Raw genomic sequence first — 20,155 nt, 5'->3', positions numbered from 1 at the left:
TAACTTTAGAATTTTTCTGGGGACAAACATACGACAAGTGCAAAAAAAAGTGCAAAAGTATTGTTTTTGTTACTTTCACTTTTACACTTTTTCCATACTAATATTGTCCACCACACAATGTTTTTGTGCAAAAGACGCCCTCCATCCCCTACAAGAGAGGAATCATCCGATTAAACAATAGATTTATCAGCCTCGATTGCACGAAAAAACTGATTGTACAAAATCTTTTTTCAATACTTATTTCAGAAAATCCGTTCGCATCGGAGCAAAACAGTCAATCAAAAGTCCGGGTTCCAGACAAACACAGCCATGCAAGATATCCGGTTCAATATAAATACCATCTCCTGCTTCCACAATCTTCTTTTCATTGCCCACCGTAAACTCAAATTTGCCACTTGCCACGTAAGTCGTCTGCGTATGATAGTGTGTGTGAGGACTTCCTATAGCCCCTTTCTCAAATTTGACTTTAACCAACATTACTTGTCCGTCATAACCCATGATCTGTCTGGTTACACCTTCACCCACCGGCTCCCATGCATTTTCTTTCTCAATAATAAAAGTATTGCTTCTTGTTTTTTTGACGGGACTATCGGGCACTCCATTACTGGCATCCAAACCCACTACTGCAAAGAGGACTACTCCAACCATACATACACATCTCTTCCATGTTTTCATTTTCATAATTAATAAGTTTTAGTTGATTAAATATATTATTCTGATATTGTTTCAAATTTATAAATAGTAACCTGCCGATATATTTCTCCCGGCAACAAACTTGTAGCAGGGAATTGAGGATTGTTGGGAGCATCGGGGAAATGCTGCATTTCAAGGCAAAAACCATAATATTTTCCATATTTTCTTCCGGCATGTCCAACAAGATAATCCATATTTGAATTTGGAATATAAAACTGCATTCCAGGCTCAGTAGTGTATGCTTTCAGCACTCTACCGGATACAGGCTCCACCACAATTGCCGCCAACTCTAACGAATTCGGAAATTTATTCAGTTTATAATTCACATCATACCCTTTTCCCATTTTCTGTACTCTTTTTTCCACCGATTGTGAAGAAGTAAAATCATATACAGTACCCGCCACAGACATTAAGTCTCCGGTAGGAATACCCATAGAATCTACAGGAGTTATAGAATCTGCATAAATCCTATAAATATGATTCAACACGTTTCTTTTGCAACCTGCCAGATTAAAATAGCTATGATTCGTAAGGTTAACTATTGTAGGTTTATCTGTAGTAGCCGTATATTCCAGAACAATCTCATTATGATCAGTCAGTTTATAAGCCATTGAAAGTTCCAGATTGCCAGGAAATCCTCCTTCCAGATGAACACTTCTGTATTTAAAAACCACAACGGCCGTATCTTTTACAACATAGAATGTATCCGTCTTAAAGATTCGATGATTAAACCCATTTGTTCCACCATGAATGAAATGCCCTTTACTATTCTTTTCCAAATGATAAGTCTGCCCGTTCAAACGGAATTCCGCATTTTTAATTCTATTGGCGAACCTTCCTACTGTAGCTCCCAATTTAGGATGTCTTCCCAAATAACATTCCAGACTATCAAATCCCAAAACCACATGCTCAAAATGTCCTTGTTTGTCAGGAACGGAAACATCAGTCAGCGAAGCGGCATAATTCGTCACTTTAACACACATTCCGCTCGCATTGACCAACGTAAACATTTCTATAGTATCACTTCCTCTCCTGATACTACTATCTTTGGATACAGATAGCCGGCATAAAGCTGTTTGTCCGCACGAAACCAACAAACATGAAATAACTATCAATGCCCTAACAATACATACCTTCATAACCAAGTGACCAACATCATTTCTTTCCATATTCTGTAGGCAAACAACCAATGTATTTCTTGAAGCGCGCCGCAAAATAAGAAGGCGTGTTATACCCTACCATAAAACTGATTTCAGAAACGGTATATTTTCCCTCTTTCAATAATTGACATGCCCGGTTAAACCGTATCTTATGAATAAAATCAATCGCAGATCTTCCCGTTATCGCCTTTAATTTCAGATGAAGATTGGAACGGCTCATATTCATCTCATGCGCAAACTGCTCTGTAGAGAATTCTACATTGTCCATATTCCTCTCTACAACCGCAATGGCCTTCCGCAACAATTCCTCATCCATCGTATTGTTCGTAAGCTTTTCCGGTTCTACTTCCGTCATATTAGAATAACGTTCGAATATCCGATAACGTGTACGCAGCATATTCAGGATCTTGGCTTTCAATACTTCCATAGAAAATGGCTTGGCTATGTAATCGTCAGCTCCTACCTGCAAGCCTTCCAGTTGATACTTAACATCTACTTTAGCAGACAGCATGTAAACCGGAATATGACAAGTGCGCAGATTCTGTTTCATCAACTTGCATAACTTGACGCCATCCATTACAGGCATCATGACATCTGTTATAATCAAATCAACCTCCTTGTCTTTCAGAATATCCAACGCTTTCTGCCCATTCTCCGCTTCCAACATGTTAAACAGTGCAGACAGACTGCTCATCAAGTATTGCCTTAGCTCCCTATTGTCCTCCACAATCAAAACAGTACCACGTTTACCACTTTCCTCATCTGCATTATTCCCTTCCTCCAACTTTTCGTCATCACCGATATAAATGTCGTTTGCATTAGTAGAATATACACGCTGTTCTCCTGCATCTCCACTTCCTCCAAGCAATTCCTCCTGTGTATATACAGATTCATCCTGCGGCAGGTTAATCGTAAAGGTGGAGCCCTTGCCGACTTCACTCTGCAGAACAATCCGCCCATGATGCAATTCCACCAGACGCTGAACCAATGAAAGTCCAATACCGCTCCCTTTGTGTCCATTCTCCACCTGGTAGAAACGCTCAAAAATCTTTTCCTGCTTCTCCGGTGGGATGCCAATGCCTGTATCTATCACTTGCAATACAAGATCGTTATCTTCTACGTAAAGCTTCACAGTGATACTTTCGCCGATTTCAGTATATTTAAAGGCATTCGAAAGCAGATTATTCACAATTAAATCCAGATAATTCTCATCGAAAAGTACATTTTCATCCTGCAGCTCCGTATAGAAGTTATAGTCTATATCCTTCCTTTTAGATAGGCTTTCATAATTCATAAAGCAGCCTAACACCCGTTTATAAGCATTGGAGTACACGGCTCTAAGTTCAAATATGCCCAACTCAGCACGCCGGAAATCCATTAACTGATTGACCAAATGCAACAAACGGTTGGTATTCCGCTGCACATAAAGCAACTGCTCATGCTCCCAATGACCACTGATACGGCTAAGTAATTCCTGCAAAGGTGCAACAATCAAAGTCAGCGGAGTCCGTAATTCGTGCGAGATGTTAACATAAAAACGGATTTTCATCTGGCTTATTTCTTCCCGTTTTTCTTTATCAAGCCGTTCCATCCGTATTTCAGCCTGCATACTCTTGCGCAACCAGAAGAAACGCACGATACCGAATACTAACAATACAAATGACAAAGCAAACAAGGAAAGCGCCCACCAAGTGCAATACCAAACCGGTAATATACGTATGTGAAGCATGGTAGGCTCCTCATTCCATTTACCGTCATTGTTGGCCGCTTTTATGCAGAAAGTGTAATCTCCCGCCGGCAAATTAGAGTAAGAGACAAGGCTGATGTCATTTTGCTTATACCATACATCATTATATCCCTTTAGTTTGTAGGCAAACGTATTATGTTTACCTGCTATATAATTGGAAACGACAAAAGAAATGGCGAATGAATTCTGAGATGAAGATAAAGTTATATGATCCACATATGCAATACTTTCCTTTAAAATACCAGTTTCATCATCCGGCAATACTTCCTTATTATAAACAAACAGTTTATTGATTACAGGTTTGGGAGTATAAGGATTATCAATCAACGTTTCAGGACGAAATGAAGTAATACCGTTGACTCCACCAAACAACATGTAGCCATTGTCTTTCCGGCAATAAGCCCCAGCATTGAACTGATTGCCCTGCAATCCATCCATAATCGTGAAATTACGGAACTTCCCACTCTCCGGGTTCAAGCAACTCAGCCCTTGATTTGTACTTATCCATAGACGCCCGTAAGCATCTTCCAGGATTCCATAAATGACATTGCTCGGCAAACCATTTGCCGTAGTGTATTGCAAAATCTGCTTATCATTCTCTTTCAAGGCAAACAATCCGCTACGTGTCCCAATCCACATATATCCGGAAGATGTTTCATAAAAACAATTCACAAACGCCTGCTTCAACACAGAAACTGTCTGAAAATCCTTATTGGTGAGCAAAGAAGCACCTACCTGGTTGAAAACAGAAATCCCCATTTCTCCCCCGACCCATATACGTTTTTTGGAGTCACGAAACAATAGGCGGTTATATTGCTTCAATTTATGCCCGTCTCCATCTTCGTCCACGATTGTAAAATTGTGTTTATCCACATCAAAATGCAGTAAATATTCCAGCGATGCCACCCAAAGCCCTCCATGTCCGTCCGAAATAATAGAATAGATATTATTGCTTGGCAAATTGCTGTTATGACGATTATAATATTCTACATGGCCCGATTTACGATGCAAAGCCATCATTCCTCCGGCATGTGCTCCCACATATACTTTATCTTGCGTCTCATCCACATACACCGTCTTAATATCTTTGAAAGGTACATCCAGATTGCCCGAATCGAACAGATAATTCTTATATAACTGAGAAACGTTATCATAGTAATTCAAACCGCCATCGCTCGTGCCGATCCATAAATTATGCTTATTATCCTCAACAATGCAACTGATCACATTGTTACTAAGCGAATTCAGGAACGGAACATGTTTGATACGCTGGAAACGGTTACACAAAGGATGATAGTAATTCAGCCCTCCCCAATAAGTTCCCAGCCACATGCCACCTTGCGAGTCCCTGAAAATACTTCGAACCGAATTCTGTGATAAACTTCCCTCCTGAATCTCGGAACTTTTAACGGACGAGAAACTGTCCATTCCCTCCTTGTAGATATTCAACCCACCATAGGTTCCCACCCATAGGCGATTCTCTGTATCCAACGCCAAAGAACGCACATAATTTGAGTTCAATCCAGACCTTCCGTCTTCGTAGCGGTAGTTCTTCAGTTTCTTCGTTTTTATGTTGTACAAATAAAGCCCATCCCCCTCCGTAGCTAACCATATTCTATTAAACATCTGGTACAGAATGGCATGAACTCTAATACCGGCTGGCATATCCACCAATTTCTCCAAGACACCGTTAGACAAAGAATAAATATATACGCCTTCATCAGCACCTATATAGATACAATCACTCTGACGTACCAAGACATCTGGCCGCAACCCATGCAAAGAAGAGGATAATGTATCGGTCAGAAAACACTCTTTCTTTACATCAAAAAGCAGAATGCCTTCGGCAGTCCCCAACATCAACCAGTCTTTCTTTATCGGAACAATACTGGTCACAGCTACATTCAAGCCATTTTTTTTATAATAATAATTGAAGAATACATCCTTATGATGATTGTAAAGAGACAGCCCCTCACGAGTACCTACCCAAATCCGGTCTGAATCATCCACTGTGATACAACGGGATATATCGCTAGCGATACTATTGGGATCAGTATATTGATGACGATATACAGTGAAGTTATAGCCATCATATTTATTCACGCCATCATAGGTCGCAAACCATAAATTTCCCTCTTTATCCTGATTAATCGCAAAAATCGTACTATGCGACAATCCTTCCTCCAAACCAATGTGGGAAAAGTAAATATCTTCAGTTACACCGGCATTCAACATGTAGGGAAACAATACCCCCAGAAGCGCTAACAAATATTGCAGTATTTTCATAGCTATAATTTATTACGAGGCAAATAAACAAAATATATCAGCAAAAATAAATATTAATCTGTATTTTCTATCCAATACTTTCCGGCATTATCCGCAAAAGTACAAAAGAGAATCCGGGAGCCCATCCATTCCGTCAACAGCTTATTCGCCTCACTACGCAATAAATCATCAAAAAAATTCCCGTTTACATTCCGTGCTTGTCACGCTAATGATGATATACAAAACAGTACCATTATAAAAAAAATCATATCTCTTGTGTTAGATTTTAATATTCAAAATTATTCCTTTACCACCGATATCTTATACTTTTTTATCCAATATTATACAAACAGACGTTTAATCTTCCCCGCAATATTGTTGAATTGATACTAATTTTGTCGAAAACTTACCTACCAAAACAATATTGGCACACTTTTAAACATAAGAAAGTCTCCGTTAAGTACAAACGGACTACTTTAGCTGCAGGAAACAAATACCCTTAATATTTTATGAGACACTTACCTTTATTAATGTGTACCGCCTTCTACGGATTGTACTCCACACAAACAAAGGCAACAGACAGAAAAAACGAAAAGCCAAATATTCTTTGGCTCACCTTTGAGGACACTAGTGCATATGAATTCGGCTGCTACGGCAACAGAGGAGTACATACCCCCAATGCAGACAGCCTTGCCTCCCGTGGCATACAGTTCATAAACGCATGGTCTGTAGCCCCCCAGAGCTCAACCGCCCGTTCTTCACTTATCACCGGATGCTATTCGAGCACCTACGGGATGGATATCCATCCCGTACCTTATGATACACCCGCTGATATCTTCTTTCCTCAGAAATTACGCGAAGCCGGATATTATTGTACAAACAACAGCAAAACACACTATAATTCCACCACCGATAATAAAATATGCTGGAATGAATGCAGCAACAAAGCCTCATACAACAGTCCCAAACGGAGAAAGAACCAACCGTTTTTCGCTGTATTCAACACGGTAACCTCACACATGGGACGCATCCGAACTTTCCATATTGACGGACGCAGAGACTACACGCAGGAAGGCATATACCCGGCATTACTTTCATTGCCTGCCTACGTTCCCGACTTGCCGGAAGTACGTTCCGACTATGCCGGTCATTTGGAAGCGGTGCAGGATGTAGACACCTGGTTAGGCTTCTTCCTGAAAGATCTGAAGGAAAAAGGATTGGATGAAAACACAATTATATTCTTCTTCAGTGACCATGGCGGCTGTATCCCCCGCGGTAAAGGATACTTATACGAAAGCGGATTAAGAGTACCTCTGATAGCCTACTTCCCACCCAAATGGCAACACTTGGCAAATAACCGTACAGGTAAAGAATATGGATTGGTCAATTTTACAGACTTGGGTCCCACCGTGCTCAGCCTTGCAGGGGTCAAGCCCCCAAAGCATATGCAAGGCAAAGCGCTCTACGGTAAGTTCGCAAATAAAGAAAAACGCAAAATGCAATTTGCATTGGCAGCCAACCAGCTACATCATTTCATGCCCATACGTGCTGTCACCGATGGGCGTTTCAAATATATCCGCAGTTATATCCCCTACCGCCAGTTTGCCCTGCGCAATTATTATCAATGGGGAATGCCTTCCAACAAAGCATGGGATAAACTGGTATTGGGAGGGCACAATACCAACCCCGACTGGCAACAGACTTTCGAAGCCCATCCGGCAGAAATGCTGTTTGACCTTGAAAAAGATCCTGACGAACTGCACGATTTATCTGGTACTCCCGAACATGCAGAAACCTTGTCCAAAATGCGCCAAGCACTATCCAATCATATTCGCACCACCGGTGACCTGGGATTCTTCCTTCCCACTTCACGCACCGGCCATATTCTATACGACAAAGTACGCAAAGAAAAATATCCCCTGAACGAACTCTATACTCTTGTTGAAACAGCCGGAACAGCGACCGCCGCCTCTTTACCCATGTTAGAAAAAGCAATTGCCAGTCCGCTACCCGAAATGAGATTCTGGGGAGCGGTAGGATATGCCAAACTTGCTAGAGAAAAGCAAATATCTTCCTGTCCGCAAACCTTGTCGGCACTCCTTCAAGACAACAATCCCTACATTGCTTCCGAAGCTGCCTATGCTGCAGCATATTTGGGAAAAATACAGGAAAGCATTGCCCGCCTCATCACCCCTGCACAGGAAAAGGACAGAAAGATAGGGTACTCCTCACTGGAATGTTTATCTTTGGACCCCAAAATGAGAAGTTACATCCTTCCATTCCTGTCTGAACTGAAAGAAGCAGCCAAAACCTTGCCATACCTTGAGAATGAAGACGCCGGACTTATGGCACGCGGCATTCTTGTAAACTTAGGCGAAATAGATATAAAGGATCTGCATGGTCCTGAAGCCTATCAGAAAGGACTGAAACTGAATTATGGCCGCAGACCAATGGTACCCTTGCCCCATTAAAAGCAGAACCATACAGAACAGAACATTATTTGTACATCACTTAACATCAACAAAGAATGAAAACAACTGCCTCAATTGCTCTTTGTTTGCTGCTCTTGGCAGCAGCAAGCCCGGTGCATGCACAATTCGTACCACTGAAGGAACGTGTAAACGTACAGGCTGACTCTGCCCGTTCCCGCCAGATTATTGACAACTGCTGGGTAGCCGTAGGCACCAACAAACCCTATGCCATCCAACTGGACTATTCACACCTCTTTCAAGGGAAACCCTCCTATCGCTTTGAGCTAAAACAAGAGGACAACACTCTGGAAGGCTACTCCAAAGGAGAAACCAAAGGTCGTGCCGAACTTTGCTATTGCTATGCCGTATCCGACAACTTCCGCAACTATCCGGCAAATGAATACCCCAACGCCCAAAAGATGAAAACCGTCTATCATTACGGCAAGGGAAGTTGCCCGCAAAGTTCATCTATGAGCTATACATTCTCCGTTTACATTCCACATACTCTGGACAGGAACGTATCTGCCATCTTTGCCCAATGGCACGGCATGCCAAGCCGTACACTTGTATCTGACCCCAACGGTAAAGTTATGAGAATCAGCGTCAAGGAGTTCCTTGAGTTAGAAAAGAAAATGATTTTCAAGAAAAATACGGCACATGACAAAATAGTAAAAATCAACGCCCGGGGAGATACCCTCTACAAAGCCGGAAAACCGAACGGTTGGCTGATAGAACAAGGTGGCTATCCCCCGCTCGCTTTCGGCTTCTCGCAAGGTTATTTCTACATCAAAGCCAACTCTGACCGCAAATGGCTGACAGACAAGACCGACCGCTGTAACGCTAATCCTGATAAAGTAGAGGTCATGCATCCCATCACCTCTGCCTTCAAATCCTCGACAATAGCATACAAGATGCTGTTCGAGGATTTCCCGAAAGACTGCTGGATAACCTTCCAGGTAAATATAGACTGGACTGAATATGGAAAAGAAAAAGAAACCATTATCAAGCCCGGGCTTCTGGACGTAACCATGTCCTACCGGCACTCAGAGAGGGAAATGAAAAAGCATATCGTGAACAATGAAAAGATACTGATTGGCCGCAATGACGAAGAAGGGTATTACTTCAAATTCGGCATATATCGTGTCGGCAACAACACCGTTCCGGTCTGCTACAACCTTGCTGGCTATAAAGAACAGCTCCAGAACTCTGGCAAATAGAATTACCGGGCTTGTGACGTGGCAACCTTAAATTTCCGGAACTGCATCACATTCCTAAGGCTATCAGGCTGGCAAGCACATCGGACACCACGGTACAGACACCTGAAAACCAACTACCCCCGCAATGAATTTTAGTTGGCCAATTTGAATACCTCTAATCAATCTGACGTAGGATATGATTAACAAAAAAAGGAATCATACCCTTTTTCAATCCAAGAGCGAATCTATTCCATTGCCAGGAAGGGATTCAGCGAACAATACCCGTTTGCAGCCACCCTTCTGGGAAACATCCACCTGTCTGACAGAGAGATCAGCTCTCTGATGCGAGCCATAGAGAAAACTCGTGGAACCGAAATAAGAACTATATGCCGATGGATGGACGAACACAGGGATTGATAGACCGCTGGATTCCGGACAAGGAGGAATACAGCCGATGAACATCACGGTGGAATGGACTGTCAGGCTTTTTACAACAATTCTTTTAGACGACTACCTTTGTATTCGACAAGCGTTCTGTAACATCCATGTAGAAATATCCTATCATTCTGTTGTATCTGATAGCGGATATTTTGCAAAAAGGCTGAAAGAAAGCGGTACAACACGTATGTGCAGTTGCTGATGAAATATAATAATTTGCATTTGTTTCCACATTCTGTGTATTTGTAAAAACAGAGATTATACCTATTAAAATGAATTGTCACTAATGATCAGTAATGTGAAGATAACTGTATCTGCAAATAAACTTTATACAATGATTTATCTACTTTTTAATATAGCCGCCACCTTGAATAATTCCATCCAATTATTTTTCAATACCAAAATAAGCCTCTCAACCTTATCCTATGGAAATCCATGAATAATAAAGTCCCCCCCATTCACATCTCCGACTTTGACATCCTGTTTTTTTCGTAATTCCATTGCGGATATAATAGCTCCACCACAAAGATTACTTACCTTTGTATCACAATCATAAAGTAACCATACCAAACAAAATTTTAAAACATAAAAAACAATATGCCTATTATCAAAATATCATCCCTGACACACCCAGGAGTAGAAATATTCAGTACTTTGACTGAAGCTCAACTGCGTAATCGGCTTGAGTCCGACAAGGGAATATTCATAGCTGAAAGCCCCAAGGTTATCAAAGTGGCTTTAGATACAGGTTATGAACCCTTAGCTCTCTTATGTGAACAGAATCATATCACCGGTGATGCAGCCTACATCATAGGACGTTGCGGAGACATCCCCGTCTATACAGGTAGCAGAGATTTATTGACTACCTTGACTGGCTACATCCTGACGCGTGGTGTCCTTTGCGCCATGCGCCGTCCTAAACCACAAAACATCAAAGAGGTATGTCAGGACGCCAGGCGCATCGTAATCATCAACGGTGTAGTGGATACAACCAATATCGGCGCCATCTTCCGTTCAGCAGCAGCTCTCGGAATAGATGCCGTCTTACTGACACACAACTCTTGCGACCCCTTGAACCGGCGTGCAGTCAGAGTATCCATGGGATCAGTTTTTTTAGTGCCTTGGACCTGGATAGATAATTCATTAAGTGATCTGTGCGGATTAGGCTTTCGCACAGTCGCTATGGCGCTCACGGAAAACTCTATCCCCATCGATAATCCTATCCTAAGTTCCGAACCCAAGTTAGCTATTATAATGGGCACTGAAGGTGACGGGCTTCCGTATGAAGCTATTACCGAAGCCGACTATGTAGTCCGCATTCCTATGTCACACGGAGTTGATTCGCTTAATGTAGCCGCTGCATCCGCCATAGCCTTCTGGCAACTTCGTGCCAAAAAGTAATTATCCAAGCAAGTAGCTCAATAGTCATAAAGAGGCAATACATTAACAAACAATACATTATAGTTCATTACTGTTTATCACCAATAAACTTACAGTTTAAGGTTAATAAACCGCCAGTTTAAAGACAGTAAACTGATGATTTTTTACCATTAAACCATAAAATACATAAAGGATTAATGTGATTGTTCTCCAACTATTGGATTTCATTCCCTTTTATGTAAATTTGTGCCCTGCTTTACACATTAGGCTAACGAATCTATTCTAAAAATAACTAAACCAAGAATACCTATGCAAATGACCAATGCAGTAATTACAGGAGTTGGAGGCTATGTTCCCGATTACATTTTGACGAACGATGAGATTTCAAAAATGGTGGATACCACCAACGAATGGATAATGGAACGAATCGGAATAAAAGAAAGACATATTCTGAAAGACGAGGGACTTGGAACCTCATACATGGCTCGCAAAGCCGCCAAACAGTTGTTGCAACGTACTCAATCCCATCCGGACGAAATTGATCTGGTAATTGTAGCCACCACCACTCCCGACTATCTTCTACCGTCAACCGCTTCCATCTTATGTGACAAGCTGGAATTGAAGAATGCTTTTGCTTTTGACATGCAGGCTGTATGTAGCGGATTCCTCTATGCACTGGAAACCGGCGCCAATTTTATCCGTTCGGGAAAATACCAAAAAGTCATTGTGATAGGAGCAGACAAAATGTCTTCAATAGTGAATTATACCGACCGTACCACCTGTCCTATTTTTGCTGACGGTGCGGCAGCCTTCATGCTTCAACCCACTACTGAAAATATAGGTATCATGGATTCCGTCTTAAAAACAGATGGTAAAGGATTGCCTTTCCTGCACATCAAAGCAGGTGGTTCCGTGTGTGCTCCATCCTATTATACATTAGATAATCATCTGCATCATATTTACCAAGAAGGTCGTACGGTATTCAAATATGCCGTAGCCAACATGTCGGATGCTTGTGAAACGATCATTACAAGAAACAATTTGAATAAAGGCGAAATCGACTGGGTAGTCCCTCATCAAGCGAATCAAAGAATAATCAGCGCAGTAGCACAACGTCTGGAAATGCCGGCTGAAAAAGTCATGGTAAACATTGAGCGTTATGGTAATACAAGTTCCGGCACATTGCCTCTATGTATCTGGGATTTTGAAAACAAGCTCAAAAAAGGAGACAATCTGATATTTACGGCATTCGGAGCCGGATTTACCTGGGGAGCTATCTATATAAAGTGGGGTTATGACGGTTCATCCCCCAGTCAAATCAAGATTAACGACCAAATAATTTCTATGAGGAAGTAAAATAGTCTTTCCAAAAGTATTCTTTTATACCTGAAAATCCCGATATTTGTACTACCAAAAAAGATCACAATATGGCATATCAAAAAGAATTTATGGAAACCGCCATCCAATTGGCACTTGACAATATTAACCGGGGAGGGGGCCCCTTCGGTGCTGTCATCGTAAAAGACGGAAAAATTGTTGGCCAAGGTTGCAATAGTGTAACCAATCATTTAGACCCTACCGCACATGCCGAAGTTATGGCAATCCGCAATACTTGCCAGGCGCTTGATACATTCATCTTGGAAGGATGTGAAATCTATTCTTCCTGCGAGCCCTGTCCTATGTGCCTCTCAGCTATTTACTGGGCACATATAGACAGAATATATTATGCATGTACGAAATGCGATGCAGCCCAAGCAGGTTTCGATGATTCATTCATATACAAGCAACTGGATTTACCGGCTGACAAGCGCAAGATTGTTGCCGAAGAACATGACAGGAAGGCATCACAAAAGATTTTTGATTCTTGGATAAAGAAAGAAGATAAAATAGAATACTAAATATACGCCACAAAACAATAACACCTTCAACTTCAAGAATAAAAAAGAAGGCATATACATCAGAGGAGAAACGCAATGAACACGGCAAGCCTATCTACCTTGGAAAAAAGAAGCGGATCAATACTCAATCCGTTTGTTCAATGAAGGCAAAAGTATCAAAGAACTGACTGAGATATTCGAACGCAACATCGGTTCTATCCGTTCCAGACTAAAGAAGTTGGGAAAGATAGGATAACCTTTCCAATACTTTCCTTACCTTTGTATCACGAAAAACAATAGTCGAATGATATGAAGAAACAAATTGTTACGTTTACCGCTTCGCTGCTTCTATTGGCAGGATGTGGTTCTGTGCCTGTCACCGGGCGAAAACAGGTTTTATTAGTTTCAGACCAGGAAGTGCTGACTTCCAGCCTGACACAGTACAAAGACTACATGAAGACCGCCCCGAAGTCGGCGGCTGCCACCCAGTCGGCAATGGTGACACGCGTGGGCAAGAGGATTGCCGCCGCTACCGAACAGTACCTAAAGGAAAACGGACTTGCTAACGAGGTGAAAAACTTCTCCTGGGAGTTCAACTTGGTGAAAGACAGTCAGGTGAATGCCTTCTGCATGCCTGGTGGAAAGATTGTGGTATATGAAGGACTAATGAAAATCGTTTCTTCCGACGATGAACTGGCAGTAGTCATCGGTCATGAAGTGGCACATGCCGTGGCAAAGCATAGCAACGAACGCATGAGCCAGCAGATGCTGGCTCAATACGGAGCACAGATTTTGGGACAGTCACTGTCACAAAAAAGTGCTGCCGTACAGACCATCGCCAATCAGGTATATGGAATAGGCGCACAATACGGCGTAATGCTTCCTTTCTCGCGCAAGCACGAATCAGAAGCCGACTACATGGGACTTATCTTCATGCGCATGGCGGGATACAATCCGGATGTGGCAGTAAAATTCTGGCAGAAGATGTCGGCAGGCACTTCGGCAAAAGTACCTGAACTGATGAGTACGCATCCCAGCGACACACGCCGCATCAATGACATAGAGAAGGCATTACCGGAAATCAAGGCAAAATATAAATAATTACCCACATACTTAAAAGAACGAAAATATGAAAAGGTGTTTCATCGGCTTTCTGACATTGGCCACGATTTGCAGCAGTTGCAGTACCGGACAAATGGCGTCAGGCGATCCCGGCGCTATATTTACCGGAGCAGCTATCGGTGGGAATGTAGGCAGCGCCATCGGCGGACTGATAGGTGACAGTAACGGTGGTTGGCGAGGCGGCTATCGTGGCTCCGCTATCGGAACAATCATCGGAACCATTGCAGGAGCTGCCATCGGAAATGCCGTTTCTGCCCCCAAACAAGAGGAGCACGGCTACCGTATAGAAAGGACAGAATCTTATGAACCGCAAGCTGATGTCTATCCAGCCCTTTCTGTCTTCGACAATCTGAAGATACGCAATATTCGCTTCATTGACGACAGCCGTGACCAGACCATCAGCTCCGGTGAAAGCAGCAAGGTGATTTTTGAGATCATGAACGAAGGCGACCGGACCATATACAATATAGTTCCCATGGTCACGGAGACCACGGGGATGAAGCGTATCTACATCTCATCCCCCATTATGGTAGAGCAGATTGCCCCGCACAATGGTGTGAAATACACCGCCAATATCAGCGCGGGCGACCGGATAAAGACAGGAAATGTAACCATACGTGTAGCTGTGGCCGACGGAAACGGACAGCAATACGACTGGCAAGAATTCTCACTACCCACACAACGATAAACAACAAATTATGGCAGACAACTATCTGGAAAATCAATACGAACAATACCAAGCACGGAAGGTGGTTTGGGAACGGGAACGTAAATACGGAAAGAAAAAGAAGCCTGTAGCCCCACGCCCCCTACCGCAGCAAGATGTGGAAGAGGCAATGTCCGAATCGGCAGAAGACTGTGACGACATTCCTTGTATCAATACAGACAATGACAACCCGCTTGACGACTAATCCCGCCATGCTGCACAATTTCCACACCTCCACAGCGGGCATACCGCTGCCCGAAAAGTTCACCTTTCCTTTCTGCTACACGCCTCACCCACTCTGCGTGCTTGCAACGGAAGAGGTGCAGAAGTATCTCCGCGAACAGGGCCACTGGCAAGAAGAACTGGCACAAGGCAAAATGTTCGGCGTACTGGTGGTAAAGACACCGCAAGGCGAAACAGGCTACCTCGCCGCCTTCTCCGGCATCTTGGCAGGCAAGAACGTACACCCGTTTTTCGTTCCTCCGGTATATGACCTGCTGCAACCGCAGGGCTTCTTCAAGATAGAGGAAGAACAGATTTCACACATCAATGCACGCATCGGGCAACTGGAACAGGACGAAGACTACAAACGGCAGACCGGACAACTGGCAACCCTGCGGCAAACCGCCCGCGAAACATTGGAAGAAGCCCGCCGGCAGCAGAAAGCCGCCAAAGAAAGAAGAGAAGAAAGGAGAAGAAAAGCCGCCTTGTCTCCCGAACACCGGATGACCGCCGAAGAAGAGAAAGCACTGATACGCGAAAGCCAGTTCCTGAAAGCAGAATACAAGCGCATGGAACGAGCCTGGAACGAGCGCATCGCTCCTTTGCAGCAAACCGTCTCCACCCACGAAGACCGCATACAGGCATTGAAAACTGAACGTAAGACACGCTCCGCCGCCTTACAGCAAAGGCTGTTCGAGCAGTTCCGAATGCTGAACTACCGGGGAGAGGTCAAAACCCTTTGCGACATCTTTGCGCAAACCGTACACAAGACCCCGCCCGCCGGAGCCGGTGAGTGTGCCGCCCCCAAGCTACTGCAACAAGCCTATCTGCACGGTTGGAAGCCCGTTGCCATGGCAGAGTTCTGGTGGGGCGAATCTCCCAAAACGGAAATCCGCCACCACGGGCACTACTACCCCGCTTGCAAAGGCAAGTGCGAGCCGATACTGAAGCACATGTTGCAGGGACTGGAAGTGGACGAGAACCCGCTGCTGAAAGAATTGCAGTCAGCCGGAAAGGAGAAGGAACTGGAAACTGTCTATGAAGACAAATGGCTGGTAGTGGTCAGCAAGCCGGCGGGCATGCTGACCGTACCCGGCAAGGAAGAGACGGTTTCCGTTTACAGCCTGATGCGCGAACGCTATCCGGAAGCAGACGGTCCGCTGATTGTACACCGCCTGGACATGGCCACATCGGGGCTGCTCGTCATTGCCAAGACCAAGCAAGTACACCAACATCTGCAAGCGCAGTTCAAAAACCGCAGTGTAAAGAAACGGTATATCGCATTGCTGAAAGACACCGTCACCCGGGATTGGGGAACCATCGAACTGCCACTATGCCTCAATCCCCTGGACCGCCCCCGGCAAATGGTACATCCCGAACATGGGAAACCCGCCCTGACGAACTTTGAGGTACTGGAACGCAAAGGCAATCACACCCGCATCGCCTTCTATCCACGTACCGGGCGTACACATCAGCTCAGGGTGCACACCGCCCACCCGCTTGGACTGCATTGCCCCATTATCGGCGACGAACTCTATGGAGAGAAAGCCGAGCGTCTGTATCTGCACGCCGAAGTACTGGAATTCATTCATCCGATAACCGGAGAGAAAATGAAGATTAGCCGAAAAGCAGACTTTTAATTCAATGATTTAGGAATAAGTGACAATATATATCGGTATGACAATTCTTCGCCCCACTCCACAAGACTATGACGAGCTACTCACTGTATGGGAAGCCTCCGTACGAAGTACCCATCATTTCCTGACAGAAAAGGACATACAGTTCTATAAGCCATTAGTACGAAACCAATACTTCCAAGCCGTAGAACTTTACATCATTCGCAATCAAAAAGGAAGAATCGCTGCTTTTATGGGACTGAGCGACGAACTCATCGAAATGCTCTTTGTACATCCCGATGAGCAAGGAAAAGGGTATGGCAAACTGTTGATACGATACGCACTTCACGAAAGACATATATATAAGGTAGATGTCAACGAACAAAACGAGAAAGCCTGTCTGTTTTATCAACATGTAGGTTTTAATATTATCAATCGTGATGAGACCGACCCTACAGGCAATCCTTTTCCAATCCTGCATCTGCAATGGGTGCATACTCCTAAGCTCACGACCCGTCGCTTATTACTTCGACCTTTTGCAGAAGATGATTTGAATGACTTCTTTGAATGTTGCAGAAATCCCCATTTAGGTAACAATGCAGGTTGGAAACCTCACGAAACAATAGAAGAGGCAAACGAATTCCTACATACCGTATTTATAAACCAAAAGGATATTTGGGCAATAATTTATAATGAGACCAACCGCGTTATAGGTTCTATCGGATTGATGACCGATTCAAAACGAGAGAACTTCCAAGCACGCATGTTAGGATATTGGTTGAAAGAAAGCTATTGGGGACAAGGATTGATGACCGAAGCTATACAAACCATTTTGAATTATGGCTTCAGTTCACTGGGCTTAAAACTTATCACAGCCAACTGCTATCCTTTCAATCTACGTTCACAACACGTATTGGAGAGAAATGGTTTCCTCTATGAAGGAACCTTGCATCAGGCAGAACAAATATATACCGGCGAAGTATATGACCATTTATGTTATTACTTAGAATCAGGTACAAGAACACTCCCTTTGAATAAAAGTCATTTTACACAGAATTAAAACCAACACCTTTTGCCGGACAATCCCTAAAAAAACAGTAACCTCCATGAAAACGTCACGCATCAAGCAAGAACAGCAGACCGTAGAGCAGATGATACGCCTCTACTGCCGCAGGCACGAAGGAAACGAAGAACTCTGCTCGCAATGTCAAGAATTATTAGAGTATGCGCAGGCAAGATTGTCGCGATGCCCTTTCGGAGAAAAGAAAACTACTTGCAAGCTCTGCCCTGTCCATTGCTACAAGCCGGAAATGAAGGGGCGGATGCGGAAAGTGATGCGGTACGCAGGACCCCGAATGCTGCTATACCATCCCTTAGCAGTCATCCGTCACCTATGGAGAGATTTTTGGGGTTGAAGCGGTATAGAGACATGCCTATTCAAAGCTGTGCAACAGCTTGATTTCGTCCGCCCAGAGAGATTCATCCGGAGTTTCCAGAATTACAGGTATATCGTTGAAACGTTCATCTCTCATGAAGCGCTTGAAAAAGTTCATGCCTATCAGTCCTTTTCCAATGCAGTCATGGCGATCCACTTTGCTGCCCAACGCTTTTTTGGAATCATTTAAGTGAATGGCGCGCAAATAGTCAAAACCTACCGTCCCCTCAAACTCCTCAAACACCTTATCATATTCATTCACTATGTCATACCCTGCAGTATAAGTATGGCAAGTGTCCAGACAGACACCTACACGCGATTTGTCCTCCACACGGTCAATGATGTACTTCAGTTGCCAGAATTCATTTCCCACATTGCTTCCCTGACCGGCTGTATTTTCTATAACAGCCGTAACACCTCGTGTCTTGCTCAAAGTGATATTGACAGACTCCGCCACCCTATCCAGACATTCCTCTATGGAAATCTTATTCAGATGGCTCCCCGGATGGAAATTCAGCAACTTCAACCCCAATTGCTCACAACGCAGCATTTCATCCAGAAAGGCAGCGCGGCTTTTTGTCAGCCCCTCTTCCTCAGGGTGTCCCAAATTAATCAAATAACTGTCATGGGGTAGGATATAATCTGAATCAAAAGCATAGTCATCGCAATGTTTCTTAAAAAGCTCGATATTTGCAACAGACAAAGGCTTTGCTACCCATTGGCGTTGATTTCTGGTAAACAGAGCAAAAGCATTCGCCCCTATCTCATGAGCATTAACAGGAGCCGACTCAACTCCACCACTTGCCGATACGTGTGCGCCTATAAATTTCATAATATTATCATTATTGTATTTTAAGTTACGGGCTTCTATAAGGTTACTCTTTCATGAATTCCCACTGAAACACCTTCATGTCAACACACCCGTTCTTCCTGAATTTTACTCCTTCATCTTCCAACAATCTCCGTTGTTCCTTCCAAAAAGGAACCAGTCTTCCTTGACTGTTCACTACCCTATGACACGGCAAATGTAACTCTGCCGGCACATTATGCATGACATGTCCCACCATACGGGAACATTGAGGCCTGCCCACAAGATAGGCTATCTGTCCGTAAGTCACCACTCGTCCGGAAGGAACGGCAGCCACCACACTGTAAACTTCTTGCCGGAAGAGGATGTTGTCCATGGAATATTCATTTTTCAAAGACGGTTACCACGTAAGGTAAAAGCCGTTACCATATAAGGAAAAAGCAGTTACCACGTGGAAACACAACTTTATCAATTAAAATAGTACAGGAAGACAGCTACACCTTCAAGAGCCTTTTTCTTCTCGCCCTGGATCTCAATGGCAAATTTGATTTCCGCTTTCGCTACACCGCGCAGATTCGCCAAAGACTGCAATTCGGCAACGAGCCGCACGCTTTGCCCTGACAATACAGCCTGACCGAATTTCATCTTATCCATCCCATAGTTAATCATCATCTTCAAGTTATTCACTTCAATGATCTCATTCCACAGATAGGGTAGCATGGACAGGGTAAGGTATCCATGCGCTATCGTGCTCTTGAAAGGGCTTTCCACTTTGGCACGTTCCGGGTCCACATGAATCCACTGATGGTCTAATGTCGCATCTGCAAAAAGATTGATACGCTCTTGTGGAAGGTCCACATAATCCGAAACACCAATCTGCCGGCCTACCAGCTTTTCAAAATCCTCATACGAGTTGATAATCACTTTTTCCATTATTCTCTTATATTTTTGAGGCAGCAAATATCGGTTTTTTAGTTCGAAAGACAAAGATTTTGCCTCAGGATATGCCCTAAGGTCTT

Annotated in this window: 18 protein-coding genes and 1 pseudogene; 13 read left to right on the top strand and 6 right to left on the bottom strand. The window is 43.6% G+C overall.

Going from position 1 to position 20,155, the window contains the following annotated elements; translation table 11 throughout:
• Positions 1–237: 237 nt before the first annotated feature.
• Genes BACHE_RS08060 through BACHE_RS08050 form a run of 3 tightly spaced genes read right to left on the bottom strand, consistent with a single transcriptional unit; the run spans position 238 to position 5,886 of the window.
• Complete coding sequence (locus BACHE_RS08060; protein ID WP_013547209.1) at positions 238–681, bottom strand: cupin domain-containing protein; 444 nt, start codon at positions 679–681, stop codon at positions 238–240.
• Between the two features lie 29 nt (positions 682–710).
• The gene (locus tag BACHE_RS08055) at positions 711–1,862 is read right to left on the bottom strand and encodes an aldose epimerase family protein (RefSeq protein ID WP_407707868.1); all 1,152 of its coding nucleotides are present in this window, start codon (positions 1,860–1,862) and stop codon (positions 711–713) included.
• On the bottom strand, positions 1,849–5,886 hold the full coding sequence (locus BACHE_RS08050; RefSeq protein ID WP_013547207.1) for a hybrid sensor histidine kinase/response regulator: 4,038 nt from the start codon (positions 5,884–5,886) through the stop codon (positions 1,849–1,851). The genes BACHE_RS08055 and BACHE_RS08050 overlap by 14 nt, the downstream gene beginning before the upstream one ends.
• Before the next feature lie 488 nt (positions 5,887–6,374).
• On the opposite strand from BACHE_RS08050, the gene BACHE_RS08045 reads away from it, so the two are divergent.
• The 13 genes and pseudogenes from BACHE_RS08045 to BACHE_RS07990 all read left to right on the top strand — a co-directional run bounded on the left by BACHE_RS08045 (position 6,375) and on the right by BACHE_RS07990 (position 18,308).
• Entirely contained in the window at positions 6,375–8,336 is a 1,962-nt protein-coding gene (locus BACHE_RS08045; RefSeq protein WP_013547206.1) for a sulfatase family protein, read from the top strand.
• A gap of 56 nt (positions 8,337–8,392) precedes the next feature.
• Positions 8,393–9,553, top strand: a complete 1,161-nt coding sequence (locus BACHE_RS08040; RefSeq protein WP_013547205.1) for a heparin lyase I family protein — start codon at positions 8,393–8,395, stop codon at positions 9,551–9,553.
• Between the two features lie 210 nt (positions 9,554–9,763).
• Positions 9,764–9,949: a glycine betaine ABC transporter substrate-binding protein gene (locus BACHE_RS16950; protein WP_321075677.1), complete on the top strand. Its 186-nt coding sequence runs from the start codon at positions 9,764–9,766 to the stop codon at positions 9,947–9,949.
• A 618-nt stretch (positions 9,950–10,567) separates the two neighbouring features.
• Entirely contained in the window at positions 10,568–11,371 is an 804-nt protein-coding gene (locus tag BACHE_RS08035; protein ID WP_013547203.1) for a TrmH family RNA methyltransferase, read from the top strand.
• Positions 11,372–11,659: 288 nt separating this feature from the next.
• Positions 11,660–12,706 carry a beta-ketoacyl-ACP synthase III gene (locus BACHE_RS08030; RefSeq protein WP_013547202.1) on the top strand — a complete coding sequence of 349 codons (1,047 nt, stop codon included), beginning with the start codon at positions 11,660–11,662 and terminating at the stop codon, positions 12,704–12,706.
• Between the two features lie 71 nt (positions 12,707–12,777).
• Complete coding sequence (locus BACHE_RS08025) at positions 12,778–13,248, top strand: nucleoside deaminase (protein WP_013547201.1); 471 nt, start codon at positions 12,778–12,780, stop codon at positions 13,246–13,248.
• Between the two features lie 288 nt (positions 13,249–13,536).
• Entirely contained in the window at positions 13,537–14,328 is a 792-nt protein-coding gene (locus tag BACHE_RS08020; protein WP_013547200.1) for a M48 family metallopeptidase, read from the top strand.
• A 28-nt stretch (positions 14,329–14,356) separates the two neighbouring features.
• Positions 14,357–15,037, top strand: a complete 681-nt coding sequence (locus tag BACHE_RS08015; protein WP_013547199.1) for a glycine zipper domain-containing protein — start codon at positions 14,357–14,359, stop codon at positions 15,035–15,037.
• Between the two features lie 10 nt (positions 15,038–15,047).
• The gene (locus BACHE_RS08010) at positions 15,048–15,260 is read left to right on the top strand and encodes a hypothetical protein (protein ID WP_013547198.1); all 213 of its coding nucleotides are present in this window, start codon (positions 15,048–15,050) and stop codon (positions 15,258–15,260) included.
• A gap of 7 nt (positions 15,261–15,267) precedes the next feature.
• The gene (locus BACHE_RS08005) at positions 15,268–16,917 is read left to right on the top strand and encodes an RluA family pseudouridine synthase (protein ID WP_013547197.1); all 1,650 of its coding nucleotides are present in this window, start codon (positions 15,268–15,270) and stop codon (positions 16,915–16,917) included.
• A gap of 37 nt (positions 16,918–16,954) precedes the next feature.
• Positions 16,955–17,404 (top strand): annotated as a pseudogene (locus BACHE_RS17965) (GNAT family N-acetyltransferase); the annotation flags it as partial.
• A complete protein-coding gene (locus BACHE_RS17960) occupies positions 17,384–17,953 on the top strand; it encodes a GNAT family N-acetyltransferase (RefSeq protein ID WP_041579744.1) in 570 nt (189 codons plus the stop codon). The pseudogene BACHE_RS17965 and the gene BACHE_RS17960, both read left to right, overlap by 21 nt.
• Positions 17,954–17,999: 46 nt before the next feature.
• On the top strand, positions 18,000–18,308 hold the full coding sequence (locus BACHE_RS07990) for a nitrous oxide-stimulated promoter family protein (protein WP_013547195.1): 309 nt from the start codon (positions 18,000–18,002) through the stop codon (positions 18,306–18,308).
• A gap of 18 nt (positions 18,309–18,326) precedes the next feature.
• Here the strand turns inward: BACHE_RS07990 and nfo are convergent, their stop codons facing one another.
• The 3 genes from nfo to BACHE_RS07975 all read right to left on the bottom strand — a co-directional run bounded on the left by nfo (position 18,327) and on the right by BACHE_RS07975 (position 20,069).
• Positions 18,327–19,160 (bottom strand): deoxyribonuclease IV, encoded by an 834-nt coding sequence (gene nfo, locus BACHE_RS07985; RefSeq protein ID WP_013547194.1) that lies wholly within the window; start codon positions 19,158–19,160, stop codon positions 18,327–18,329.
• A gap of 43 nt (positions 19,161–19,203) precedes the next feature.
• Complete coding sequence (locus tag BACHE_RS07980) at positions 19,204–19,512, bottom strand: MGMT family protein (protein WP_013547193.1); 309 nt, start codon at positions 19,510–19,512, stop codon at positions 19,204–19,206.
• 92 nt (positions 19,513–19,604) lie between these two features.
• The gene (locus tag BACHE_RS07975) at positions 19,605–20,069 is read right to left on the bottom strand and encodes a MaoC family dehydratase (RefSeq protein ID WP_013547192.1); all 465 of its coding nucleotides are present in this window, start codon (positions 20,067–20,069) and stop codon (positions 19,605–19,607) included.
• Between the last annotated feature and the right edge of the window lie 86 nt (positions 20,070–20,155).

Source organism: Bacteroides helcogenes P 36-108 (assembly GCF_000186225.1).
Classification (GTDB): domain Bacteria; phylum Bacteroidota; class Bacteroidia; order Bacteroidales; family Bacteroidaceae; genus Bacteroides; species Bacteroides helcogenes.
The sequence above is the reverse complement of the archived record's forward strand: the minus strand, read 5'-3'. Positions and strand labels throughout refer to the sequence as shown.